Annotated in this window: 22 protein-coding genes and 1 riboswitch; of the genes, 19 read left to right on the forward strand and 3 right to left on the reverse strand. The window is 64.1% G+C overall.

The window, feature by feature from the left end; all coding sequences use genetic code 11:
- The first annotated feature begins 77 nt into the window (after positions 1-77).
- Both RS694_RS09120 and RS694_RS09125 read left to right on the forward strand, forming a co-directional pair.
- Complete coding sequence (locus RS694_RS09120; RefSeq protein ID WP_029707632.1) at positions 78-1,379, forward strand: cyclic di-GMP phosphodiesterase; 1,302 nt, start codon at positions 78-80, stop codon at positions 1,377-1,379.
- Positions 1,376-3,436 (forward strand): putative bifunctional diguanylate cyclase/phosphodiesterase, encoded by a 2,061-nt coding sequence (locus RS694_RS09125; RefSeq protein WP_029707631.1) that lies wholly within the window; start codon positions 1,376-1,378, stop codon positions 3,434-3,436. Before RS694_RS09120 ends, RS694_RS09125 begins: the two co-directional genes overlap by 4 nt.
- Positions 3,437-3,452: 16 nt before the next feature.
- On the opposite strand, the gene RS694_RS09130 is transcribed toward RS694_RS09125, so the two are convergent.
- The 3 genes from RS694_RS09130 to RS694_RS09140 form a co-directional block, all read right to left on the reverse strand.
- Positions 3,453-4,268 carry a sulfite exporter TauE/SafE family protein gene (locus RS694_RS09130; RefSeq protein WP_029707630.1) on the reverse strand — a complete coding sequence of 272 codons (816 nt, stop codon included), beginning with the start codon at positions 4,266-4,268 and terminating at the stop codon, positions 3,453-3,455.
- A gap of 316 nt (positions 4,269-4,584) precedes the next feature.
- Entirely contained in the window at positions 4,585-4,941 is a 357-nt protein-coding gene (locus tag RS694_RS09135) for a cell division protein ZapA (RefSeq protein WP_029707629.1), read from the reverse strand.
- The gene (locus tag RS694_RS09140; RefSeq protein ID WP_029707628.1) at positions 4,938-5,162 is read right to left on the reverse strand and encodes a cell division protein ZapB; all 225 of its coding nucleotides are present in this window, start codon (positions 5,160-5,162) and stop codon (positions 4,938-4,940) included. Before RS694_RS09140 ends, RS694_RS09135 begins: the two co-directional genes overlap by 4 nt.
- Positions 5,163-5,200: 38 nt before the next feature.
- Positions 5,201-5,432: riboswitch (cobalamin riboswitch) on the forward strand.
- A 120-nt stretch (positions 5,433-5,552) separates the two neighbouring features.
- Between RS694_RS09140 and RS694_RS09145 the strand changes: the two genes are divergently transcribed.
- From RS694_RS09145 to RS694_RS09225, 17 genes are all read left to right on the forward strand, one after another.
- Positions 5,553-7,343, forward strand: a complete 1,791-nt coding sequence (locus RS694_RS09145) for a TonB-dependent receptor domain-containing protein (protein ID WP_244898414.1) — start codon at positions 5,553-5,555, stop codon at positions 7,341-7,343.
- A 10-nt stretch (positions 7,344-7,353) separates the two neighbouring features.
- Positions 7,354-8,775, forward strand: coding sequence for a cobyrinic acid a,c-diamide synthase CobB (locus RS694_RS09150; RefSeq protein ID WP_029707626.1), 1,422 nt, complete (start codon positions 7,354-7,356; stop codon positions 8,773-8,775).
- Positions 8,772-9,620, forward strand: a complete 849-nt coding sequence (locus RS694_RS09155) for an ABC transporter substrate-binding protein (protein ID WP_029707625.1) — start codon at positions 8,772-8,774, stop codon at positions 9,618-9,620. Before RS694_RS09150 ends, RS694_RS09155 begins: the two co-directional genes overlap by 4 nt.
- Positions 9,617-10,201, forward strand: coding sequence for a bifunctional adenosylcobinamide kinase/adenosylcobinamide-phosphate guanylyltransferase (locus RS694_RS09160; protein WP_029707623.1), 585 nt, complete (start codon positions 9,617-9,619; stop codon positions 10,199-10,201). The genes RS694_RS09155 and RS694_RS09160 overlap by 4 nt, the downstream gene beginning before the upstream one ends.
- Positions 10,198-11,208: an ABC transporter substrate-binding protein gene (locus tag RS694_RS09165; protein WP_241463995.1), complete on the forward strand. Its 1,011-nt coding sequence runs from the start codon at positions 10,198-10,200 to the stop codon at positions 11,206-11,208. Before RS694_RS09160 ends, RS694_RS09165 begins: the two co-directional genes overlap by 4 nt.
- The gene (locus RS694_RS09170) at positions 11,205-12,284 is read left to right on the forward strand and encodes a FecCD family ABC transporter permease (RefSeq protein WP_029707620.1); all 1,080 of its coding nucleotides are present in this window, start codon (positions 11,205-11,207) and stop codon (positions 12,282-12,284) included. Before RS694_RS09165 ends, RS694_RS09170 begins: the two co-directional genes overlap by 4 nt.
- Positions 12,281-13,090: an ABC transporter ATP-binding protein gene (locus tag RS694_RS09175; protein WP_037247234.1), complete on the forward strand. Its 810-nt coding sequence runs from the start codon at positions 12,281-12,283 to the stop codon at positions 13,088-13,090. Before RS694_RS09170 ends, RS694_RS09175 begins: the two co-directional genes overlap by 4 nt.
- A gap of 60 nt (positions 13,091-13,150) precedes the next feature.
- Positions 13,151-13,828 (forward strand): energy-coupling factor ABC transporter permease, encoded by a 678-nt coding sequence (locus RS694_RS09180; RefSeq protein WP_029707618.1) that lies wholly within the window; start codon positions 13,151-13,153, stop codon positions 13,826-13,828.
- Positions 13,829-13,839: 11 nt separating this feature from the next.
- Positions 13,840-14,409, forward strand: coding sequence for a cob(I)yrinic acid a,c-diamide adenosyltransferase (cobO, locus tag RS694_RS09185; RefSeq protein WP_029707617.1), 570 nt, complete (start codon positions 13,840-13,842; stop codon positions 14,407-14,409).
- A gap of 10 nt (positions 14,410-14,419) precedes the next feature.
- Positions 14,420-15,283, forward strand: coding sequence for an ABC transporter substrate-binding protein (locus RS694_RS09190; protein ID WP_037247231.1), 864 nt, complete (start codon positions 14,420-14,422; stop codon positions 15,281-15,283).
- Positions 15,284-15,305: 22 nt separating this feature from the next.
- Complete coding sequence (gene cobW / locus RS694_RS09195; protein WP_029707615.1) at positions 15,306-16,376, forward strand: cobalamin biosynthesis protein CobW; 1,071 nt, start codon at positions 15,306-15,308, stop codon at positions 16,374-16,376.
- A gap of 174 nt (positions 16,377-16,550) precedes the next feature.
- The gene (cobN, locus tag RS694_RS09200) at positions 16,551-20,498 is read left to right on the forward strand and encodes a cobaltochelatase subunit CobN (RefSeq protein WP_029707614.1); all 3,948 of its coding nucleotides are present in this window, start codon (positions 16,551-16,553) and stop codon (positions 20,496-20,498) included.
- Positions 20,495-21,562, forward strand: coding sequence for a magnesium chelatase ATPase subunit I (locus tag RS694_RS09205; RefSeq protein ID WP_029707613.1), 1,068 nt, complete (start codon positions 20,495-20,497; stop codon positions 21,560-21,562). Before cobN ends, RS694_RS09205 begins: the two co-directional genes overlap by 4 nt.
- On the forward strand, positions 21,541-22,227 hold the full coding sequence (locus tag RS694_RS09210) for a vWA domain-containing protein (RefSeq protein WP_029707611.1): 687 nt from the start codon (positions 21,541-21,543) through the stop codon (positions 22,225-22,227). The genes RS694_RS09205 and RS694_RS09210 overlap by 22 nt, the downstream gene beginning before the upstream one ends.
- 23 nt (positions 22,228-22,250) lie before the next feature.
- On the forward strand, positions 22,251-22,646 hold the full coding sequence (locus RS694_RS09215) for a DUF1636 family protein (RefSeq protein ID WP_029707609.1): 396 nt from the start codon (positions 22,251-22,253) through the stop codon (positions 22,644-22,646).
- A 52-nt stretch (positions 22,647-22,698) separates the two neighbouring features.
- On the forward strand, positions 22,699-22,890 hold the full coding sequence (locus tag RS694_RS09220; RefSeq protein ID WP_029707608.1) for a CbtB domain-containing protein: 192 nt from the start codon (positions 22,699-22,701) through the stop codon (positions 22,888-22,890).
- 23 nt (positions 22,891-22,913) lie between these two features.
- Entirely contained in the window at positions 22,914-23,759 is an 846-nt protein-coding gene (locus RS694_RS09225) for a CbtA family protein (RefSeq protein ID WP_029707607.1), read from the forward strand.
- Positions 23,760-23,776 lie beyond the last annotated feature (17 nt).

A 23,776-nucleotide genomic window follows, 5' to 3' on the forward strand; every position in this document is an offset into this window, starting at 1 on the left:
GCCGACGCCCATAATTGTTCCGACAAGACGGGTGGCCAGGGGGAGACCGGGGTGTTTGTTTCGGTAATACATGGCATATGAGAAAAGACGAATCCGACTTTGTTGACGTGGGGCAACTGCGCATTGGCATGTACGTTGAGTTGGACGTGGGCTGGATGGCGCATCCCTTTCCCACGGGCAGTTTCAAGATTTCCTCGCAAAAACAGATTGAGACCATCCGTGGTCTGGGCTTGGCCCGTGTGCGCTACGTACCGGCTAAAAGTGACCCCGACTTGCCCCATGATGACGCCACCCACAGCCTGGGCTACAACGCGCAGGCCAGTGTCGCCGACGCACAGCGCCAGCAGGAGCAGCACCACGAGCAACAGCTGCGTCGCCAGCGTGCAGAGCTCCTGGGCGCCCAGCAGCGCAGTTTGGTGGTGTGCGAAAAGCGCTTCGGTGAAGCCACCCGCAACTACCGTAAGACCGTAGAGCAATTGCACTCCCACCCCCAGGAGGCGGCGCAGCAGTGCCAAAGCATGGTGCAGAACTTTGTGTGTGAAATGCTGGCCGATGGCGATTCCGCCATCCGTTTGCTGTCAGAGGCCGCGGGCGACAAATCCTCCATGCATCCGGTCAATGTCACCATTGTTTCCCTGTTGCTGGGCAAGGCCATGGGGCTGCAGGAGACCGATTTGGTCGACCTTGGAATGGCGGCTTTCCTGCACGACATTGGCAAGCTGAACATGCCTGATCGGGTGCGCTGGCTGGAAGACAACTTTTCCGGCGCCGAGTACAAGCTTTACCAGGAGCACGTGGCGCAAAGCGTGCTGGTCGGCAAAAGCATGGCCCTCTCCAGAGGGGCTTTGCTGGCGATTGCCCAGCACCATGAGCTGATCGATGGCAGTGGTTTTCCGGCCCACATCAAGGGCGAGCAAATGAGTATGGCGGCCCGCATTCTGGCGTTGGTCAATCGCTACGACAACCTGTGCAACCCCGCCCGCCCGGCTGCTGCGATGACGCCGCATGAGGCGCTGGCCCTGATCTTTGCGCAACTCAAGACCCGTTTTGATACCGTGGCGCTTAGCGCGTTCATCCGCATGATGGGTGTCTATCCACCCGGCTCGGTGGTGCAACTGGTGGATGAGCGGTATGCAATGGTGGTGTCGGTCAACTCATCACGCCCGCTGCGCCCCCGCATCATCGTGCACGAGAGTGGTGTGTCCAAGGACGAGGCGCTGATCCTGGATCTGGAACATGTGCCCAACATTGGCATCCGCCGAAGCCTCAAACCGGCCAATCTGCCCAGTGCGGCCATGGACTATCTCTCCCCGCGCCAGCGGGTGTGTTATTTCTTCGAAAAAGCAGCCGATGCGCCCGTGCACGAGGCTGTGGCATGACGCCAGCGCCGTGGGGTGGCCTACTCGATGGGTTGCTCGAAGCGGTATGGTTGGTAGACCCCAGGAGCCTGCGTATCCTGGCGGTGAACCAAGTGGCCTGCACGCTCGTGGGCATGGCCGCACAGGACATCATCGGCAAGCCCGCGATTGAATTCACGGCCACCCCGGAAGACATGTTTTTCTGGGAAGACGTGGCTGCTGGCGTAGCGGACAACATCCACTCCAGCACTTTGCTGCGCTGCGCGGATGGCATCGCCATTCCCGTGGAACGCCGCGTCAGTCGCGTGCGCCTGGACGCGGATGAGCCCGTGTTTCTGGTTGGCTTGCACGATCTGCGCCCACAGCAGCAGGTCGAACAGGAGCTGGAGAACCGCCTGGCCGAACTGCGTGCTACGCTGGAGTCCACTGGCGACGGTATTCTTGTCACAGACCTGTATGGCCGCGTGCGCAACTACAACCACAGTTTTGTCACGCTGTGGGGCGTGCCCGAGGCCGTGCTGGAAGCCCCGGGGGACCAGCCCCTGTTCGCCCATCTGGCTGGCAGCATGCAGGACCCTAAGGGTTATTTTCAGCGTCTGCAGCAGATCCATGCCGACCCGACACTGGAAGTGCGCGATGTGCTGGTACTGCAGTCGGGCCGCCTGATAGAACGCTTTACCCGACCCCAGACCAGCCACGGCCGCACGCTCGGGCGGGTGTTTGCGTTCAGTGACATTACCGAGCGGCACGAGGCCCAAAAACGCATTGAAACGCTGGCCTATACCGACGTTCTGACCGGCCTGCCCAACCGACTGTTGCTGGGCCAGCGCGCCGATCTGGCCCTGCGCATGGCACAGCGCCATGGGGGAACCTTCGCCATCCTGTTTGTCGATCTGGACCGCTTCAAGAACATCAACGACTCACTGGGCCATGGGTTTGGCGACCGCGTGCTGATCGAGGTGGCGGCGCGCATTCAACAAGGTCTGCGGGAGGTGGACACCCTGTGCCGACCTGGTGGGGATGAATTCCTGGTGTTCTTGCAGGAGGCCGACGCCCTGGGTGCAGAAATCGGGGCCCGCCGCATTCTGCAAGCACTGTCCCAGCCCTTTGACATGGACGGCATGAACTTCACCATGGGCTGCAGCATCGGTGTTGCCATGTACCCGGAAGACGGCAAGACGCTGGACACCTTGATCCAGTGCGCCGATACCGCCATGTACCGCGTGAAAGAGCGGGGCCGCGGCAACTTCCGCTTCTACCAGCCACAGATGAATGTAGACCTGCTCTCGCGCATGAAGATGGACCATGCCATGCGCCTGGGGCTGGAGCAAGGCCTGTTCAGCCTGCACTACCAGCCACAGGTCTCCCTGGTGGATGGTGGCCTGCTGGGCGCCGAAGCGCTGGTGCGCTGGACCGATGCCGATTTGGGCCAGGTGCCGCCTGCCACCTTTATTCCGCTGGCCGAAGAAACCGGTTTCATCATCGCCATTGGCAACTGGGTGCTGGCAGAAGCGGTGCGCCAGGCGGTTGCCTGGCAGACCAGCGGCAAACCCGTGGTGGTGTCGGTGAATGTGTCGGCACTGCAGTTCCAGCAGCCCGATTTTGTGGATCGGGTGGCTGACACCATCCGCCAGGCAGGGCTGGAGCCTGCGCTGCTGGAGCTGGAACTCACCGAATCCATCCTGATCCGTGATGCCAATGAAACCTTGGCACGCCTGCATGCACTGGCCGATCTGGGTCTGAGCCTGGCCATTGATGACTTTGGCACGGGTTACTCCAGCCTGGCCTACCTGAAGAAGTTTCCGATTTCCAAACTCAAGATTGACCGCGCCTTTGTCATGGGCTTGCCCCAGGACGAGAGTGACCGTGCAATTGTGAGCGCCACCATTGGCATGGCGCGTGCGCTCAAAATGACGGTGGTGGCCGAGGGTGTGGAAACCGAAGCCCAGCGGGACTACCTGCGTGGGCTGGACTGCGAGTCCTTTCAGGGCTTCCTGTGTGCGCCGGGCTTGCCGGCCGCAGAGTTTGAGGTGCTGGCTGCCAGCCTGCCGCGTGGCACGGTGGGGCCGCTGCTGTAAGCCTGCTAGTCCGGCTTCAGCCGTGCAGGCCTTTCCACAACATGTAGGCGGCCAGTGCATACAGCACTCCGGCAAACACCCGTTTGAGTTTGGCCACAGGCAGGCTGTGCGCCAGTTTGGCGCCCAGCGGCGCGGTGAGCACACTGCAACTGGCGATGACTAACAACGCAGGCAGCCAGATAAAGCCCAATGACCACGCGGGCAAGCCCGGTGTGCCCTGGCCACTGATGGAGTAACCCACGGCATTCGCCAGCGCAATCGGAAAGCCCAGCGCCGCACTGGTGGCCACCGCATTGATGATGGCCACGTTGTGTGCCACCATGAATGGCACGCTGATAAAGCCGCCGCCCGCGCCCACCAGACCGGAGATCAGCCCAATCACGCCGCCCGCGCCCACCATACCGACGGTGCCCGGCATGGCGTTGCCCGGCTTGGGCTTCTTGTCCAGAAACATTTGCGTGGCCGAGAAACCAATGAAAGTGGCAAAAATCAGCGCCAGTGTTGTGCCCTTGAGCAAGGCAAAAATTCCCATGCTGCCGATGGCGCCGCCGATCACGATGCCTGGCGCCAGGCCCTTGACGATGTCCCAGCGTACTGCGCCACGTTTGTGGTGGGCCCGCACGCTGGAGATGGAGGTGAACATGATGGTGGCCATGGAGGTGGCAATCGCCATCTTCACTGCCAGATCGGCCGGCACGCCCTGGCCCGACATGATCAGCGTCATGAACGGGCCGATCAGCATGCCACCGCCAATGCCCAGCAGACCGGCCATGAAACCGGTGGCCAGGCCCAGTGCGGCCAGTTCAAGAATCAGCACAGGATCGAAATGCATGGGTGGCTAGGCAGAGGGGAGGAAGGAATAGGTGTCTGCGGTGTGATCCACCAGACCGTCACCCTAAACCGAAGTTTAGGTGGGCGAGGTCAGCACAAGCTTTGGGTTCATCTAACGCGAGATGATCACGCTAGCCTGGCAATGTTCCAAGCCCGGGCTCAATGAGCATTGGTTCAGGAAATATAAAGCCCGGTAGCACCGCAGACAAAAGCATTGTAGCCCCCACGCTCCACCGCTGCGCGGGTCGCTGCCCCCTCAGGGGGCTCATTTTGCTTGGGGCGGCCCGGCGCAAAATTGTCCGTTGCTGTGGTTAGATTTAAAGTAAACGGCCGTCTTCACCCAGCGCTTCGTCCAGGCGTTCCAGCAGCGAGGTCAACAGCAGGTCAGGGTCTCCGGCATGTTCCGTCGAGCGGGCCACGGCTGGCGCCGTTTCACTGGCCAGTACATCGCTTGTGCCTGCCGCAGCGGCGGGTGCACGTTCTGGCAGGTCAAAGGCCAGGTTCAGGGCAGCCAGCACCGCAATGCGGTCACGTGCACGCACCTTGCCGGCGTCGCGGATCTTGCACATGGCGGAGTCCACACGCTCCACGGCTTCGAGCAGTTTGGTTTCGCCACCTTCGGGGCAGCCCAGCAGGTAGCTTTGCCCCATGATTTGAACTTCGAGCTGTTTCATGATGGGTCTTTTTGTGCCGTAGTGGCTTCAGGGAGCCGCTCCAGCAGGGCATCGACGCGCGCCCGCGCAGCACCCAAGCGGGATTTCAGCGAATCACGTTCCTGTGCCAGCGCGTCCACCTGGTCGGAGAGCAGTGCATTGGTGCGCTGCAACTCTTCGTAGCGCACCAGCAGGCGTTCCACGCGGTCGGCAATTTGGTCGATTTGGGTCTGGTTCGACATAAGTGGAGCATTGTAGGGTTTGCGACAGGCTGCGCCGCGTAAAATACGCGGGTTGGTGCTCGCGGTGTGGTTCACACGCAGCAGTTCAACGGGAAGCAGGAGGGAGACGCTGACAACAGCCAACCTAACCTGCGCTGCCCCCGCAACGGTAAGTGGACGAATCTCCCGATTCCGCTTCCATCACGGCCACTGAGCGTTCTGAACAAACGCTTGGGAAGGCGATGGAGGTTGTTCCACCAGCCCGGATACCGGCCAACAAGGTGGTTGCACGCGTGCGTGCTGCCTTGACGCTCATGCCCAGGCGGGGAAGCCCGGGAGAGTTTCTATCGGGTTTTTTATTTCATGCAAAGTGGTATTTTTCGGACACGCTTGGCGTTGCTTCCGTGTGCCTTGTTGTTGGCATTCTCTGCGCTCGCGCAAAGTGAAAGCGTAGCGGTGCTCAAAGACGTGGTCGTTACGGCCACGCGTTCTGAAACCTTGGCCAATGCCGTCATCAGCGACGTGACCGTGGTCACGCGTGATGATATTGAAAAGGGCAGCGGCCGCTCGGTCAGTGAACTGCTGGCCCGCATGGCGGGTGTGCAGATGGCTTCCAACGGGGGCTTGGGCAAAAATTCCAGCATCTTCATTCGCGGCACGGAAACCCGCCATGTGCTGCTGCTGGTGGACGGCGTGCGTTATGGCTCTGCCACATCCGGTACGCCCAACTTTGACACCATCCCTCTGGAGATGATCGAACGCATTGAAGTGCTCAAGGGACCCGCCTCAGCCCTGTATGGCAGTGACGCCGTGGGCGGTGTGATCCAGATCTTCACGCGCAAGGGCGGCACAGGATTCCACCCCTATGCCAGCGTGACAGCGGGGGAGGCAGACCGTGCAGAACTGTCTACCGGTTTCACTGGCGGTGAGGAGCAATTTTCCTATTCGTTGGGCGTGCAGACGCTGGAAGAGAATGGTTTTTCCTCCACCAATCGGCGTATCGGCGGCACGGCCACCACCGGGTTCAACGCAGACCGCGACGGGTTTTCACAAAAAGCCGTCAACGCGTCCATGGGCTGGAAGCTCACCAAGGACTGGAAAATTGACGCGACCGGTTTGCAGACCGAAGGTGTGAACCATTACGATGGCGGCACCAACCCTTTTGATGTGCGCACAGAATTTGTCACCTCGGTGAAAAAACTGGGTCTGCAGGGCCAACTGACCTCCGCGTGGAAATCCCGGGTGGAAGGTGCGGTCAGTACCGACAAAGCCACCTCCCTGACCAGTACCTCCACCAGCCAGTTCGACACCGAGCAGGAGCAATGGAGTTGGCAAAACGAGGTGGCTACACCACTGGGCCTGGTGTTTGCCGGACTGGACTCTCTTCGCGAGAAGGTCAGCGGCACACAGGCCTATGCCGTATCGAATCGCACCACGGACTCTGCCTTTGTGGGTGTCAGCGGTGATGCCGGCGCACACAGCTGGCAGGCCAATACCCGGCAGGACCGCAACTCCCAGTTTGGCAATGCAAACACCGGGCTGCTGGCCTACGGCTACCGCGTGACCCCTGATCTGCGCTTGCGCGGCTCTTACGGCACCAGCTTCAAGGTACCGAGCTTCAACAGCCTGTACTGGGTCAGTAGCGGTTTCAATGGCAACCCGACGACACAACCCGAAACAGGCGAGAACGCAGAACTGGGCGCCACCCTGGCGCTGGGCGACCAACTGTTGAGCTTGACGCACTACCAAAATCGCATCAAAGGCTTCATCACCACCCAGCCTGCGGTGAGCAATATTCCCTATGTGCGTATCGACGGCTGGACGCTGGCGCTGGAAGGCGCCGTGGGAGCCTGGGATTACCGGACGTCGCTGGACATGCTCGACGCGCGCAACGAAGCCAATGGCCTGAAACTCATACGCCGCCCGGACGCACAGGTCACTGCTTCTGCCAGTTACGCTGTCGGCGAGTGGCGTCTGGGCGCGTCCTGGCTGGTGGCGTCAGAGGCGTTTGACGATGCTGCCAACACCAAGCCCCTGGGTGGTTATGGCACGGTGGATGTGCATGCCCGCAAGGCCGTTGGCAAAGACTGGTTTGTGGAGGGCAATGTGGTCAACTTGGGCGACAAGTTTTACCAAACGGCCTTGGGGTACAACCAGCCAGGACGCAGTGCATACATCACCTTGCGTTACCAACCCAAGTAAAGGGAGTCCTTTGTCAAACGTGTCGTGTCCCGCCATCCTCGTCGCGGCCCCGGCTTCCGGCCAGGGCAAGACGACCATCACGTCCGCTTTGGCGCGTCTGCACACGCGCCAGGGGCGGCGGGTGCGGGTGTTCAAGTGCGGGCCCGATTTTCTGGACCCGTACTGGCACACCCTGGCCAGCGGCGCGCCGGTGCACCAACTTGACCTGTGGATGACGGGTGAAGTCGATTGCCGCGCGCGCCTGCATGCGGCGGCGCAGGGGGCGGACCTGATCCTTGTGGAAGGCGTGATGGGCCTGTTTGACGGCGAGCCCAGTGCGGCGGATCTCGCGCAGCGCTTTGGCCTGCCGGTGCTGGCAGTGGTGGATGCCTCAGCCATGGCTGGCACCTTTGGCGCGCTGGCGTTTGGGCTGCAGCACTACCGGTCCAACATGCCCTGGGCCGGTGTGTTGGCCAACCGCGTGGCCAGCGCGCGCCACGCAGAGATGCTGCAGGGCAGTGTGGCTGCCGAGCAGTGGATGGGTGCGGTCATGCGCAATGCCGCGATGAGTCTGCCCGAGCGCCATTTGGGTCTGACGGTCGCGAGTGAGGTGGTAGATGCGATGGAACGGCTGGATGCCGCTGCGGATGCATTGGCGGAAACCCCATTGGGTCAGATGACTCTGGACGATTTGCAGCGCTGGTCTGTGGACTTCGCCGCTTTGGAGGTTGCGCCAGGAGCCCGGGCGACAGAGCGTTCTGCTTCGTGTCCCCCGCCTGCTGTGCAGGCTCCTCCTTTACCTGCGCAGAACGCCCTGCCGCCCGGACTCCTTCCTTTGCGTGGTACGACGATTGCTATCGCTCGCGACGCTGCGTTTTGCTTTATTTACGCTGCGAATCTGGATACGCTGCGTGCGCTGGGTGCCGAGCTGGTGTTCTTTTCACCACTGGTGGACACGGCGCTGCCTGTGTGTGATGCGCTGTGGATTCCCGGCGGCTATCCTGAGCTGCATGCCCAGACGATTTCCGCCAACACCGCGCTGCGGGACAGCCTGGCCGCGCACATCGCCGCGGGTAAACCAGTGTGGGCAGAGTGCGGCGGCATGATGGCTTTGTTTGACACACTGGTCACCGCCGATGGCCAGCGTTATGCGCAGTGGGGCCTGCTGCCCGGCGAAGTGACCATGCACAAGCGGCTGGCCGCGCTGGGCCCTCAGCAGTTGGCCCTGGACAGCGGCACGTTGCGTGGCCATACCTTCCATTACTCGACCACGGCGACACCGCTGCAAGCTGTCACGCGAACCTCTCGCCCCAATGCCGTCCCGACCCCAGACGTGGGTGAAGCCCTGTGGCAGCAAGGCGCCGTGCGCGCCAGCTACTTCCACGCCTGGTTCCCATCCTGCCCTGGCGCAGTGGTGGCGCTGTTTACCGCGTCGGTGGAGGTCACTGCATGACGGACCTGTTGCACTTCAGCCCCGGCCCGCAGCGCATCGTCTGTCTGACGGAAGAGACCACCGAGTGGTTGTACCTGCTGGGCCAGGAGCACCGCATCGTGGGTATCTCCGGCTACACCGTGCGGCCCAAGCGTGCGCGCGATGAGAAGCCGCGGGTCAGCGCTTTCCTGAGTGCCAAGATCGAGAAGATCATGGAACTGCAGCCCGACTGCGTGCTAGGTTTTTCCGACCTGCAGGCCGACATTGCGGCAGAGCTGGTCAAGCGCGGCGTGCAAGTCACTATCTTCAACCAGCGCAGCGTGGCCGAGATTTTTTCCATGCTGTTCCAGCTCGCCGCCATGGTGGGTGAGGCAGAGCAGGGCGCGCAGCGCATCACGCAGATGCAGGCTGATCTGCGCACCATGCAGGCGGCGGTGGCGGCCAAAGTAACCGCCGGTGCGCGCCGCCCCAAGGTGTTTTTTGAAGAGTGGGACACGCCACACATCAGCGCGATCCGCTGGGTGTCGGAACTAGTTGGCATTGCAGGCGGGGACGATTGCTTCCCCGAGCTGGCGACGCAGTCTCTGGGCAAAAATCGCATCATTGCCGATGGCGCCGAGATCGTGCTCCGCAACCCCGACATCATTCTGGGGTCCTGGTGCGGCAAGAAATTTCGGCCAGAGAACGTGGCGGCGCGGGAAGGTTGGGGCGTGGTGAACGCCGTGCGCCACAAGCAGTTGTTTGAAATCAAGTCGCCCGACATCCTGCAGCCCGGCCCGGCGGCTCTGACCGATGGTGTGCAAAAAATGCACCAGATCATCCTGCAGTGGATGGATGCAGACCAGTCGGGAGCCTTCCAGCCATGAGCACGATAACGATTGCCAAAAGCGAACTGATCCTGGGTGGCCAGAAAAGCGGCAAGTCGCGCCGCGCCGAACTGCTGGCGCGCGAATGGCTGACGCAGTCCAGCACCCACCGCGCCGTATTGATCGCCACCGCCCAGCCCTGGGACGACGAAATGCGCCAGCGCATTGCGCGCCACCAGGCAGACCGCGCGGAGCGCGTGCCGGGCATGACTACCGTGGAAGAGCCGCTGGCGCTGGCCGAGGCCATCCAAACGCATGGCAGTGCTAACACGCTGGTGGTGGTGGACTGTCTGACACTGTGGCTCACCAATCTGCGCATGCCTGCGGAATATGAGCCAAAAATGCCTCCGGCCCCCGTGGATATTGCGCAAGCAGCTTCTCTTTTGATAGCAATTTCCCAAGCCCCTGGCCCCGTGGTGCTGGTGGGTAACGAGATTGGGCTGGGCGTGATTCCCATGGGGCGCGAGGTGCGAGCCTTTGTGGACGCGCTGGGTAAACTGAACCAGGATGTGGCCGCCACCTGCCAGCGCGTGACGCTGATGGCAGCCGGTCTGCCGCTGACTTTGAAAGACGCCGCATGACCAGGACCTGCGCCGGATTGCTCCGACAGTTGTGGCATTGGCTGGAAGGCGGGGTGCCAGAGCGCTTTGCTCCGTGTCCCCCGCCCGCGTTGCGGGCTCCTCCTTTACCTGCGCAAAACACTCTGGCACCCCGCCTTCTGGCGGCGCTTGTATTCGCGGCCACGTTCGCGGGTGCAGCACAGGCCTTGCAGGTCACCGATGACCGCGGTGTCACCGTCACGCTGCCTGGGGCGCCGCAACGCATCGTGAGCTTGTTGCCGTCCCTGACCGAAACCGTATGCGAACTCGGCCGCTGCGCGAACTTGGTGGGTGTAGACCGTTATTCCAACTTTCCGGCCAACGTGCAAAAGCTGCCCCAGGTGGGCGGCGGCCTGGATCCGAATATCGAAATGATCGTCTCCCTCAAACCCGACGTGGTGCTCATGGCCACCTCCTCGCGCGCGGGTGACCGGTTGCAGGCGCTGGGCATCCAGGTGGTGGCACTGGAGCCCAAAACACACGCCGACGTGCAGCGCGTGATGCTCAAGCTGGGGCAGTTGCTGGAGGTGCCTGACGCGGCGCGCATCTGGCGTGCGATTGACGCAGGGGTATCCGCTGCGGCCCAGTCGCTACCCGCTAGCGTGCGCGGCACGCGGGTCTACTTTGAAGTGAATCAGGGCCCGTATGCGGCGGGGGAGTCGTCCTTTATTGGCGAGACACTCACGCGCCTGGGTGCCAAAAACATCGTGCCTGCCAAGCTGGGCCCGTTTCCCAAATTGAATCCCGAGTACATCGTGCGTGCCAACCCCGACCTCATCATGATTGGCCAGCGCAGCGCCGATGGCCTGACGGCGCGCCCGGGCTGGCAAGCCATCCGCGCGCTGCGCGAGCAACGGATTTGCATCTTTCCATCCGGTGAGGCTGACATGCTGGTGCGCCCCGGCCCGCGCATGGCCGAAGGTGCGCGCCTGATGGCCAAGTGTTTGGTCGACAAGGCTCCTAAGCCCTCTCCCGGAGCCAAACCATGATGCCCAAGCGCGTTTTTTGGCTGGTCTGGGCCGGTGTACTGGGCGCGCTAGCGCTCACGGCACTGGGTATTTGCGTGGGCAGCGCCGGGCTGGAGAACCTGCTCGGGCCGTTGCTCAACCCTGCACAAGACCCGCAGCAGACTGCCATGGCACAGCAAATCGTCTGGCAGATCCGCCTGCCGCGTACGCTGGGCGCCTGGGCCGCCGGTGCCTTGCTGGGGCTGGCCGGTGCGGTGGCGCAGGGCCTGTTTCGCAATCCGTTGGCCGATCCGTATCTGCTGGGCAGCGCCTCCGGCGCGTCGCTGGGCGTTGCGCTCGCCTTGGCCGCTCTGGGTGGTGGTGCCGGCATGCTGGGCGGCAGCATGATGAGTGGTGGCGTGGCGGTCAGCGTGTTCTCCAGCAGCCTGTGGGTGCGCCTGGGTCTGACCGGTGCAGCGTTTCTGGGCGCGGTGTTTGCCGTGATGCTCACGCTGGTGCTGTCGCGCGGCGTGGGCCACACGCTGCGCCTGCTGCTGGCCGGTGTGGTGGTGGGCGTGGTGCTGGGTGCCATGACGCACCTGGTGCTGCTGTTCTCGCCCGAGTCGCTGCAGGCCATGCAGGCGTTTATGTTGGGTTCCACCGCCTTTGTCGGTTGGACCTCGTGCGCGCTGATGGCCAGCGTCTGGGGCCTCTGTGTGCTGGCGGCCTGGCTGCTGGCGCGTGTGCTCGATGGGCTGAGCCTGGGCGACGCCACGGCCGTCAGTCTGGGCTTGCCCGTGGCGCCGATGCGCGCGGCACTGGTGGCGGTGCTGGCGCTGGCCACGGGTACAGCGGTGGCACAAACCGGTTTGATTGCTTTTGTGGGCTTGGCCGCACCGCACCTGGTGCGCTCGGTGGTCAAAACCACACACGCACACCTGATGCTGCTTTCCAGCCTGATGGGCGGTGTGCTGCTGATGGCGGCCGACACGCTGGCGCGCGGCTTGATTGCTCCGCAGGAGTTGCCGGTGGGCATGCTCACCGCGGTGCTGGGCGGCGGCTACCTGCTGTGGCTGATGCACCGCAGCAGCAGTCTGGGCGGAGGGCGTGTGGCATGACAGGTGCTACCAAAATCATAGCTATCTGCGCACAATCCATAGGGGCTAGCCTGGGAAATGGCTTGCAAAAACAACCTATCCTGCACAACATCAGCCTGGACATTGCAGCTGGAAAATGGACCAGCATCGTGGGCCCGAACGGCGCCGGCAAGTCCACTTTGTTGAAATGCTTGGCCGGCGTGTTGCCGCACAGTGGCAGCGTGGCGCTGCTGGGCCAGCCGCTGCAAAGCCTGCCGCACCGCGAGCGTGCGCGGCAACTGGCCTGGTTGGGCCAGAACGAAACCTCGGCCGACGATCTAACCGTGTGGGACGTGGCCATGCTGGGCCGCTTGCCGCACCAGGCCTGGCTGGCACCGCCCAGTGCCGCCGACCATGCGGCCGTAGAACAAGCCCTTCGCGCCACGCGCGCCTGGGATTGGCGCGAACGCGCGCTGGGCCAACTCTCCGGTGGTGAGCGCCAGCGCGTGCTGCTGGCGCGTGCGCTGGCCGTGCAGGCCCAGGTGCTGTTGATGGACGAACCGCTGGCCAATCTGGACCCCCCGCACCAGGCCGACTGGCTGGATGTGGTGCGCGCGCTGGTCGCCCAGGGCAAGACCGTGGTCAGCGTGTTGCACGAGATCACCATGGCGCTTCAGGCTGACCGCTTGGTGGTCATGCGGCAGGGCCGGGTAACGCACCACGGTGCGAGCAGTGATGCCAGCACACACGAAGCGCTGATGGATGTGTTTGACCGCCGCATTGCCGTGCACACCATCGATGGCCAGTGGGTGGCACTGCCCCAGCTGCGAAGGGAGATGCCGAACTGAAAACACCTCGCCGCACTCGTTTTTTTGTTAGTTTTCAAATTTTTACCAAGGAGTTAGACCATGCATATCGAACCTGGACTGGTGGATGGAACCAAAATTTTCCTGAGCTATGCCACTGGCACTGCTGCCGCTGTTTACGCCACCAAACTGGCGGTTGATGCGGTCAAAAAAGACGGCTTCGTGTCTCTGTTGTTGCGCAGCCTGCTGTGCATCGGTTTGGTGTTTTCTTTCTTCGAACTGTTACCACACCATCCGGTGGGCGTGTCGGAAGTGCACTTGATTCTGGGTACCACCTTGTTGCTGGTCTTTGGTGTGGCGCCTGCCGCGCTGGGGTTGGCGGGCGGTTTGGCGATTCAGAGTCTGTTTTTTGCGCTGCAGGATTTGTCGCAATACGGTATGAATGTCACCACTTTGCTGGTGCCTTTGTTTGCTACGTATGCACTGGCGCGTCGCATTGTTCCCCAGAGCATGGCCTACGTGGATATCAGCTACCAGCAAGCATTCAAACTGTCGGTGGCGTACCAGGGGGGCATCGTGGTGTGGGTCGGTTTCTGGGCTTTGTATGGCCATGGTTTCAATGCAGCAAACTTTGCCCAGATCGGTAGTTTTGGTGCCGCCTACATGACCGTGGTGTTGCTGGAGCCGTTGGTGGACCTGGGTGTCTTGGCCGCAGCCAAAGCATTGCATCGCCTCAACGGCAGTGCGTTGGTTGAGCAGCGCCTGTACAACGCCGCCTGATAGGACCAGTTGTGGAAATTGAAGCCCCACCCGTCGATTACCAGCGTGTCGTTCCCACGGCAGAGCGCCGCGGCCTGATCCTGGTGCACACCGGCACCGGCAAGGGCAAGAGCACGGCCGCCTTTGGCCTGGCCCTGCGCGCGCACGGCCGCGGCAAGGCCGTCAAGGTCTACCAGTTCATGAAAGTGCCGACCGCGCGTTTTGGCGAGCACCGCCTGTTTGAGCAGTTGGGCATTCCGATCGAAGGCCTGGGCGACGGCTTTAGCTGGAAGAGCCGCGATCTGGACCATTCGGCGCAACTGGCGCTGGACGGCTGGGCCAAGGCGGAGGCCACGATTCGCGCGGGCGGACACTTCATGGTGGTGCTGGACGAAATCATGTACCCGCTGCGCTACGGCTGGATTCCGCTGGAGACCATCCTCACCTGCCTGCGCGAGCGCCCGCCGCATGTGCATGTGGTGTTGACCGGGCGTAACGCCCCAGCCGAGATGGTGGAACTGGCCGATACGGTGACCGAGATGACGCTCATCAAGCACCATTTCAAAGCGGGTGTTCCGGCCCAACGTGGTATTGAGGACTGAGGTTTTGCTTTTGCGTTCTTCCGCTCCCCCATCCGCGTTGCGCCTGCTGCCTTCGGTGTCTGCGTTCGCGGTCTTGGGGCTGTTCTCCAGCTTCGCCATGGCGCAGGCGGTGCAACCGGTGTCGCGTATCGTCACACTTTCGCCTTCGCTGACTGAAGCCGTTTGCGCGCTGGGGCGTTGTGCGCAGTTGGTCGGCACAGACCGTTATTCCACCTGGCCCAACTCCGTGCAGGTGCTGCCCAAGGTCGGCGGCCTGGAAGACGCACAGATTGAGCGCATCGTGACGCTGCGACCCAACCTGGTTTTGCTGGGGCCGCGCAGCCGTGCCGGTGAGCGCCTGCAGTCGCTGGGCGTGCCGGTGATGACATTCGATGCCCGCACCCACGCTGATCTGAAGCGCATGTTGCTCAAGCTGGGCGATGCGCTGGGGGAGCCCACGCGCGCCGCCGAGCTGGTGGCACGTATCGATGCGGAAATGGACGCCGCAGCAGGCCGCCTGCCCGCGGCCTTGCGCGGGCGCACTGTGTATGTGGAAGTGGGTCCCGCCCCCACAGCGGCGAGTGACAAGAGTTTTATTGGCGAGACCGTGGCCCGGCTGGGCCTGGTCAATGTGGTGGGGGGTGAGTTAGGCTTGTTCCCCAAGATCAACCCCGAGCTGCTGCTGCGCCGCCCACCGGATTTGATCATCGGCCCGCGCGCCACGCTGGCCAATCTGGCAGACCGCCCCGGCTGGAGCACGCTGCCCGCGGTGCGCCAGCAGCAGCTGTGCCTGCTGGACACTGAACGTATGGACCTGCTGTCACGCCCCGGCCCGCGCCTGGGCGAGGCCGCGCAAATGCTGGTGGAGTGCCTGAAGGCTCTGCCGCCCCGTTGATTTTTTCTTCAAGGACTTCCTGATGCAAACCCGAAAAATCCCCGCCACCATCATCACTGGCTTCCTGGGCAGCGGCAAGACCACGCTGTTGCGCCACCTGCTGGCCAACGCGCAAGGCCGCCGCATTGCCGTCATCGTCAACGAGTTTGGCGAACTGGGCATCGACGGCGAACTGCTGCGCGGCTGCGGCATTGGCTGCGACGAGAACGGCGAAGAAAACGGACAGTTGTACGAACTGGCCAACGGCTGCCTGTGCTGCACCGTGCAAGAGGAATTTGCGCCTGTGATGGAGCAGTTGGCCAAGCGTCGCGACCAGATCGACCACCTGATCATTGAAACCTCGGGCCTGGCGCTGCCGAAGCCACTGGTGCAGGCTTTTCAGTGGCCCGCGCTGCGCAACACCTTTACCGTGGACGCCGTGGTGACCGTGGTGGATGCGCCCGCGGTGGCGGCCGGTGACTTTGCCGACGACCCGGTGGCCGTGGACGCCCAGCGCCGAGCCGACGACAACCTGGACCATGACTCCCCGTTGCACGAGCTGTTTGAAGACCAGTTGGCCACGGCCGACCTGGTGATCGTGCACAAGACCGATGGCGTGACGCCTGCCCAGCTTGTGGAGGTGGAAGCCGCTATCCGTGCCGAGACGCTGCCTGGCGTGAAGCTGGTGCATGCGCAGCATGGCCGCATCGACATGGGTGTGCTGCTGGGCCTGGAGCGCGCAGTGGAAGACCAGATCGACCAGCGCAAGACCCACCACGACGAGGAAGAAGACCACGACCACGACGCCTTTGACTCGGTGCAGGTAGCGCTGGATGTGACCAACCGAGAAGGCCTGCTGGCCGCCCTGCAGGGCGTGGTGGCGCGCCACGAGATTTACCGCGCCAAGGGCTTTGTGGCCTTGCCCGGTGTGGCCATGCGCCTGGTGGTGCAGGGCGTGGGCACCCGTTTTGACAGTTACTTTGATCGTCCGTGGCGCGCCGATGAAGTGCGCCAATCGCGCCTGGTGTTGATCGGCTCGGAACTGAATGCGGCTGTGTTGCAGGCTGAGCTGAGCGCGGCACTGGCCGCATCTACAACGCCCGTCGCGGCTTGATTTCAAATGCACGCTGATGGTTTAGGCCCGTGGCGGGCACAGGCCGACGGGGCACTCTGCTCCGCGGCTGTCCTCCGCCCTGCGGGCTCCCCCTTTATGCCGCTGCGCAGAGCGCCCCGCCGACCTGCGCGAGATAAGTGGTTGGCTGTTCAACCTTACCTTGTGAAGTAAAAAATGCATTTGCTCTCTACCCGCCCCGGCGGCCACGTTGAAGACGGAGGCCAGGGCGTGGTGCGCGTGGAGCAGACGCCGGGCGACATCGTGGTGCTGAGCGCGGCGGACACCACGCTGTCTTTGTTGGCCGATGCTGCGGGTGCATTGTCCGATGGCTTCCCCACGGTGCGTTTGGCCAACCTGATGTGGCTGCGCCAGCCTGCGTCGGCCGACATGTACGTGGACGAGGTGCTGCAGCATGCGCGCGTGATCGTCATCGACCACCTGGGCGCGGCGAGTGACTGGGCCTATGTGGTGGAGCGGGTGCGTGAACTGGCACGCGAACGCGGCCAGTGGCTGGCCCTGTTTTCGGGCGACGCCAGCGAAGACCTGCAGCTGCTGCTGCGCAGCACCGCCGCGCACGAAGACTGCCGCCAGCTTTGGCGCAGCCTGCGTGAAGGCGGCCGCGACAATGCGCGCGGCTTTTTTGAACTCATAGGCCACGCCGCCTTTGGCCTGGGCGCACGCCCCGCGCCGCCGGCCGTGCTGCCACCGGCCATGGTTTACACGCCGCTGGCCGCCCCCGCGTGGCAGGCCGGTGCGCCCGTGGCGCTGCTGGTGTTCTACCGCGCCCACGTTCAGGCTGGCAACACGGCGGTGTTTGACGCCATGCTGGCCGCTCTCAGCGCCGAAGGCCTCAATACCGTGGCTGTTGCGGTGGACTCGCTGAAGAACCCGGCCAGCCTTGCGCTGTTGCAGTCATTAGCCGTGCAGCGCAGCGTGGGCGTGGTGCTCAACGCCACGAGTTTTGCGATCACTGCGCTGGACGGTGACGACGTCGACAGCGTGGACGGTGCGCAGATGGCGCCGCTGGCGGGTGATGCACCGGTACTGCAGCTCATCACCGCCGGTTGCGCGCAAGAGCAGTGGCAGGCCGACCCGCACGGCCTGGCGCCGCGCGACCTGGCCATGCAGGTGGTGCTGCCCGAGGTGGACGGCCGCATCGGCACGCGCGCCATCAGCTTCAAGGGCCTGGCCTGGCGCTGCGAGCGCACCGAGGTGGACGTGGTGCGTTACCAGCCCGAGCCTGAACGCATGGCCTTTGTGGCCGAACTGGCGCGCCGCTGGTGTGTGTTGCGTGACAAGCCCAATGCCGACAAACGCGTGGCGTTGATCCTCGCCAACTACCCCAACGATGACTCCCGCCTGGCCAACGGCGTGGGCCTGGACACACCCGCTTCCACCGTGGCCCTGCTGCAGGCTATGCAGGGCGCCGGTTACACCACCGGCGCCTTGCCCGAGGACAGTGATGCGTTGATGGCCGCGCTGATAGCCGGTGTCACCAACAACCTGGACGCCAACGACATGCGTCCTGCCGGCCAGAGCCTGGCCATGGCCGACTACCTAGCGGACTTCAACCGCCTGGACGCCGCCAGCCGCGACGCGGTGAATACGCTGTGGGGCTTGCCTGAGCAAGACCCCATGGTGCGCAGCGGACGCTTCATGGTGTCGGGCCAGCGCTATGGCAACCTGTTCGTCGGCAACCAGCCCGCGCGCGGGCGCGACCTGGATTTGGTCGCCACGTACCACGATGCCGATCTGGTGCCCACGCACAACTACCTTGCGTTTTACTTCTGGCTGCGCCGCCAGTTTGCGGTGGACGCCGTGGTGCACGTGGGCAAACACGGCAACCTGGAGTGGCTGCCCGGCAAAAGCGTGGCGCTGGGCGCCCACTGCTGGCCCGACGCCATCCTGGGCCCGTTGCCGCACCTTTACCCGTTTATCGTCAACGACCCCGGCGAGGGCAGCCAGGCCAAGCGCCGCACGCAGGCCGTCATCATCGACCACTTGATGCCAGCTCTGACGCGCGCCGAGACCTACGGCCCGCTGCAAAAGCTGGAGCGGCGGATGGACGAGTACTACGAGGCCATCTCCCTGGACCCGCGCCGCGCCCAGCGCCTGCGCGTAGATATTCTGGACCGGGTGTTGACCGAGAACCTGCACACCGACCTGGGCTTTGCCAAACCCGCAGACGATGCCGGCCGCGAGGCGCTGCTGCAGCGGCTGGACGCCTACCTGTGCGAGATCAAGGAATCCCAAATCCGCGATGGTCTGCACATCCTGGGTACATCCCCGCAGGGCCGCCAGCAAATCGATACGCTGGTGGCGCTGGCGCGGTTTCCCGGTGGCACGGCTGCCGGGCAGCGCAGCCTGCTGGAGGCACTGGCAAAAGACTTGCAACTGGATGGTGTAGATGGATTTAGCGCACTGAGCCCGGAGTGGGCGGCGCCCTGGAATGGTCCGTTCCCTGCGGTGTTGCAGGGTGTTAGCACCGAGGCTTGGCGCCATGCGGGGCATACGCGGGAGCGACTTGAGTTGCTGGCGCGGCAACTGGTGCAGGACTATGTCATTGCGTCTGAAATGATTCCCCCTGTTCCCTTCAATACTGTTCGCGTTGAGCCCACCTCCGTTCGGGCTGAGCCTGTCGAAGCCCTTCGACAAGCTCAGGGCGAACGGGGGTTTTATCAGCCCGAACGGGGTATTTTTCCGCTCGATAACCCGGAGCTGTGGCCGCACACCGCCCCCGTATTGGACCGCATGCGCACCGTGCTGCGCCCGCGCCTGGACGCCTGTGGCCCGCAAGAAATTTTGCAGTGCCTGCGTGGCCTCTCAGGAAAATTTGTCCCCGCCGGCCCCAGCGGCGCACCGTCGCGCGGCCGCCCCGATGTACTGCCCACCGGCCGCAACTTCTATTCCGTGGACACGCGCGCCGTGCCCACGCAAACCGCCTACGCCATGGGCGCCGCGGCGGCCGAGCGTGTGATCGAGCGACACCTGCAAGACCATGGCAGCATGCCGGGCCAGGTGGGCCTGTCGGTCTGGGGCACCAGCACCATGCGCACCGGCGGCGAGGACATTGCCCAGGCGTTTGCGCTCTTGGGCGTGCGGCCCAAGTGGGCCGATGGCAGCAGCCGGGTGGTGGACATCGAGGTGCTGCCCATGAGTCTGAAGGGCCGGCCGCGCGTGGATGTGACGCTGCGCGTCTCAGGCTTCTTCCGCGATGCCTTCCCGAATGTGATCGACCTGTTTGATACGGCCGTGCGCACCGTGGCCGCGATCAGCGAAGAGGACGAGCCTGACGAGGTGAACCCGATCCGCGCCCGTGTGCGGCGTGAGGCGGCCGATGCACAGGCCAAGGGCCTGAGCGCCGAGGCGGCGGAACGCGAAGCCACTTGGCGCGTGTTTGGCCCACGGCCCGGCGGTTACGGCGCCGGCCTGCAGGAGCTGATGGCCAGCGGCCGCTGGACGGATGGCAACGATCTGGCACAGGCCTATCTGCGTGCGGGGGCCTTTGCCTACGGGCAGGGCGAACACGGTGTGGCAGCGCGTGGCAGCTTTGAGCAGCGTATCGCTGGGCTGGACGCGGTGCTGCACAACCAGGACAACCGCGAGCACGATGTGCTCGATTCGGACGACTACTACCAGTTCCAGGGCGGCATGGCGGTGGCCGTCCAGGCCCTGACCGGCGAGGCGGCTGCGCTGTACCACGGCGACTTCAGCGTGCCCGGCGCGCCGCGCATCCGCACGCTGGGTGAAGAGGTGGCGCGCGTGGTGCGCTCGCGCGCCGTCAACCCCAAGTGGCTGGAGGGCGTGCGCCGCCATGGCTACAAGGGCGCGTTTGAGATGGCCGCCACGGTGGACTACCTGTTTGCGTTTGACGCCACCACCGGCGTGGTGGGCGACCACCAGTACGCGCTGGTGGCCGATGCCTATTTGCACGACGACACGAACCGCGCGTTTTTGCAAGAGCACAACCCCGGCGCGCTGCGCAGTATTGGCGAGCGCCTGCTCGAAGCCATGCAGCGTGGCTTGTGGGAGGCGCCGGGCGACCAGCGCGAACGCATTGAAGACCATTTGCTGGCGCTGGAGCGCCGCGTGGAAGAACACGGAGAAGGACCTTTGGTATGACGACTTCTACAAACAATATTTCTCTGGAACCCGCCACGCGCGCGGCTTTTCCCTTTACCGCGTTGGTGGGCCAGCCGCAATTGCAGCGGGCGCTGCAGCTCGCCGCCATTGACCCCGGCATTGGCGGGGTGTTGATCAGCGGCCCACGCGGCACGGCCAAGTCCACCGCGGCGCGTGCACTAGCGGCGCTCTTGCCTGGCGCGCCGTTTGTGACATTGCCGCTGGCTGCCAGCCTGGAGCAACTGGTGGGCACGCTGAATGTGGAAGACGTGCTGCGCGACGGCCAGGTGCGCCTGGCGCCCGGTCTGGTGGCGCGTGCGCATGGCGGTGTGCTTTATGTGGATGAAGTTAATTTGCTGCCTGACGCGCTGGTGGATGCACTGCTGGACGTGGCCGCCAGCGGCGTGAACACGGTGGAGCGCGATGGTATTTCGCAGCAACACGCCGCACGTTTTGTGTTGGTGGGCACCATGAACCCGGAGGAGGGCGAGCTGCGCCCGCAGCTGCTGGACCGATTTGGCCTGTCCGTGGCGCTGGCCAACCCGGTGGATGCCGCACAGCGCACCGCCATCCTGCGTGCGCGCCTGGGTTTTGATGAAAACCCCGCAGCCCTGGCGGACCAACATGCAGAAGAACAACGTGCCTTGAGCTCTGCCCTGGTAGCAGCCCGAGCCGCATTGCCGCGTTTGACTTGGTCTGACGAAGTTTTGAATCACGCGGCAGCCTGCGCGATTGAAGCCGGTGTGGACGGCATGCGCGCCGATCTGGTGATGCTGCGTGCCGCGCGTGCGTTGGCGGCACTGGAAGGGCGCAGCGAAGTGACCGTGGCGCACGTGGACGCCGTGGCCGAACTCGCGCTGGCACACCGCCGACCCGAAGGTGGTGCTGCGCAGCCGCCAAGCACCACCAGCGCACCGCAGCAGCCCCAACAAAACCCACAGCGCCCGCAAGACCAGCAAACCGCTGCCCCTGCGCCCCAAGGCGACTGGGGCGCAATGCCCGCCCAGCCCGAAGGCACCACCAAGGTCCAAAAAATCGCCGGGTGGCCGCCAAAAAAAGCCTAGGCCACCCCAGCCGCCGCCCGCGCAACGGGCCTGGCAGCTGGCGGTGGCCTCCACCCCAGACCTCTTCTACAACCACTGCGCCGGGCGCACGGCAGCGCAGTGCCTCCATTGCCTGGCTTCCCACCGTGGTGGCCAAAGGGCCGGCGCCCCTGCACCGCGAACATCTGCGTCGCCAGCCCGTGGCACTGCGTGCCGGTCGCCTGCACTGCATCGTGCTGGACACCTCGGGCTCCATGCGCCAGCGCGGCCGCCTCGCGCTGGCCAAGGGCCATGCGGCTTTCATGATTGAACAGGCCGCGCGCCAGGGCGACGATGTGGCTCTGCTGTGTTTTGGCGGGCAGGGCGTGGAGCTATTGCTGCCACCCGGCCGCGCGCGCGCCTCCGGTAGTCAGCGCCTGCGTCCGGTGGGTGGTGGTGGTGGCACGCCGCTGGCCGAGGCTTTGGCCCAGGCCGACCGCCTGTTGCAGCGCACGTTGCGAATCGGCGGTCCGACCGAATGCTGGCTCTGGCTACTGACCGATGGCCGCACGTTGGAGCAACCGCAGGCGCCTCTGACGCCGCAGCACCTGGTCATCGTCGACTTTGACGACCCTAAAAAGAACCTGGGCCGCTGTGCCGCCTGGGCCACGCGCTGGGGCGCGGAGCACCAGCTGGCGCTGGCCTGACCCATCCATTGAAAAATACATCCATGTCCGATACCGAAATCATTGTCTGCACCACCTGCCGCCCGCCCGGCGCTTCACGCGAGCTGCCAGCCGAAGGCCTGGCCCTGTTCGAGGCTGTGCAGGACGCGCTGCTGAACTGCGAGCTGGACACCGGCGAGCACAAAGGCCTGCAGGTGCGCGGCCTGGCCTGCATGAGCGGCTGCTCGCGCGCTTGCACTGTCACACTGCAAGCCCAGGGCAAGTTCACTTATTACTTTGGCGATCTGGCGCCCGATGCCGAGACTGCCGCCCAGGTGATTGCCTGCGCGCAGTTGCATAAGCACAGCGCCGACGGCAACCTGGCCCGTAACAGCCGGCCCGAACGCCTGCGCAGCGGCATCCTGGCGCGGCTGCCACCGATCCTGGCCAGTACCGCCTGAGCGTGGATTTTCACGCCCCGATTTTTTCACCCGTAACCCAAAGGAGATAACGATGACCGATCCGACGACTTTGACCCACAGCCCCTCTGAGGGCGCCCATCTGACCCTGTCCCTGGTGGGCCCGCTGCTGGCGGCTGCCGCACTTGGCCTGGTGGTGCTTTACGGCGTAGCCTTTGCCGAGAGCCCGCTGGCGCACAACGCGGCGCATGACGTGCGCCACATCACCGTCAAACCTTGCCACTAAGTCGGCAATTCAAGGAGATTCCCATGGTTTTCCAACGATTGATCTGGTCGGCGCTGGTCGCCGCCGTGGTGGTGGGCAGTGTGCAAACCGGCGTGCAACGCTGGCAGGCAGCGCCATTGATTTTGGCGGCCGAGGTGTACGAAGAGCAGAAGGCAGAGGCACCTGCACCGGCGGAAGCGGCTGTTCCGGCAAATGCGGTTGCCGCCCACGTGCATGCCGATGCGGCAGCTGTGCACGAACATGAGCACGACGCCGCAAATGCGTGGGAGCCCGAAAACGGTGCCGAGCGCATTGGCTGGACCTGGGTGGCCAACACCCTGCACGCCTTCAGCATGGCGTTGCTGGTGTTCGCGGTGATGGGTGTGTGGCTTTATCAGCGCGGTGGTGTCGTCGCGACCCTGCGCCTGGCGGGCTGGGTGGCTGCTGCTGGTTGGCTCAGCTTTCATTTCTGGCCTTCGCTGGGTCTGCACGCGGAAGTGCCCGGCATGGAGGCCGCGCCCTTGCACGCGCGCCAGGTCTGGTGGGTGCTGGCGGTGGGCAGTGCGGTCTCTGCCTGCGCCGTAGCCGGTTTTGCCCGTGGATCCTGGCGTTGGCTGGTCGCTGTTGCGCTGTTGGCCGTGCCGTTTGTGGTGGGGGCACCGCAGTTGCAGGGTGATGCGCTGGCCGGCTTTGGCCCCGAGGCGCATGCCGCGCTGGAGAAACTGGGCACGCAGTTCATCTGGGCCACCACCTGGGTGTCGTTGTCGTTCTGGGTCAGCTTGGGCCTGGTGGGCGGCTTGGCGTTTCAGCGCTGGGTACGTCCAGCCCTGCTTGCGGTGCTGGAGAGCGCGGGCGCAGGTACTGCGGGCACGGCCAACGCCGCCTCGTAAAACACGGCAGCATCGGA

It is taken from the genome of Rhodoferax saidenbachensis (assembly GCF_001955715.1).
Classification (GTDB): Bacteria; Pseudomonadota; Gammaproteobacteria; order Burkholderiales; family Burkholderiaceae_C; genus Allorhodoferax; species Allorhodoferax saidenbachensis.

What these genes read in the sequence shown, in the direction of transcription:
- RS694_RS09155 (WP_029707625.1), top strand. Translation starts at nt 8,772, where the DNA reads ATGACGGACCTGTTGCACTTCAGCCCCGGCCCGCAGCGCATCGTCTGT.
- RS694_RS09160 (WP_029707623.1), top strand. Translation starts at nt 9,617, where the DNA reads ATGAGCACGATAACGATTGCCAAAAGCGAACTGATCCTGGGTGGCCAG.
- RS694_RS09125 (WP_029707631.1), top strand. Translation starts at nt 1,376, where the DNA reads ATGACGCCAGCGCCGTGGGGTGGCCTACTCGATGGGTTGCTCGAAGCG.
- RS694_RS09170 (WP_029707620.1), top strand. Translation starts at nt 11,205, where the DNA reads ATGATGCCCAAGCGCGTTTTTTGGCTGGTCTGGGCCGGTGTACTGGGC.
- RS694_RS09140 (WP_029707628.1), bottom strand. Translation starts at nt 5,162, where the DNA reads ATGTCGAACCAGACCCAAATCGACCAAATTGCCGACCGCGTGGAACGC.
- RS694_RS09205 (WP_029707613.1), top strand. Translation starts at nt 20,495, where the DNA reads ATGACGACTTCTACAAACAATATTTCTCTGGAACCCGCCACGCGCGCG.
- RS694_RS09135 (WP_029707629.1), bottom strand. Translation starts at nt 4,941, where the DNA reads ATGAAACAGCTCGAAGTTCAAATCATGGGGCAAAGCTACCTGCTGGGC.
- RS694_RS09220 (WP_029707608.1), top strand. Translation starts at nt 22,699, where the DNA reads ATGACCGATCCGACGACTTTGACCCACAGCCCCTCTGAGGGCGCCCAT.
- RS694_RS09175 (WP_037247234.1), top strand. Translation starts at nt 12,281, where the DNA reads ATGACAGGTGCTACCAAAATCATAGCTATCTGCGCACAATCCATAGGG.
- RS694_RS09165 (WP_241463995.1), top strand. Translation starts at nt 10,198, where the DNA reads ATGACCAGGACCTGCGCCGGATTGCTCCGACAGTTGTGGCATTGGCTG.
- cobN (WP_029707614.1), top strand. Translation starts at nt 16,551, where the DNA reads ATGCATTTGCTCTCTACCCGCCCCGGCGGCCACGTTGAAGACGGAGGC.
- cobW (WP_029707615.1), top strand. Translation starts at nt 15,306, where the DNA reads ATGCAAACCCGAAAAATCCCCGCCACCATCATCACTGGCTTCCTGGGC.
- RS694_RS09180 (WP_029707618.1), top strand. Translation starts at nt 13,151, where the DNA reads ATGCATATCGAACCTGGACTGGTGGATGGAACCAAAATTTTCCTGAGC.
- RS694_RS09130 (WP_029707630.1), bottom strand. Translation starts at nt 4,268, where the DNA reads ATGCATTTCGATCCTGTGCTGATTCTTGAACTGGCCGCACTGGGCCTG.
- RS694_RS09120 (WP_029707632.1), top strand. Translation starts at nt 78, where the DNA reads ATGAGAAAAGACGAATCCGACTTTGTTGACGTGGGGCAACTGCGCATT.
- RS694_RS09215 (WP_029707609.1), top strand. Translation starts at nt 22,251, where the DNA reads ATGTCCGATACCGAAATCATTGTCTGCACCACCTGCCGCCCGCCCGGC.
- RS694_RS09225 (WP_029707607.1), top strand. Translation starts at nt 22,914, where the DNA reads ATGGTTTTCCAACGATTGATCTGGTCGGCGCTGGTCGCCGCCGTGGTG.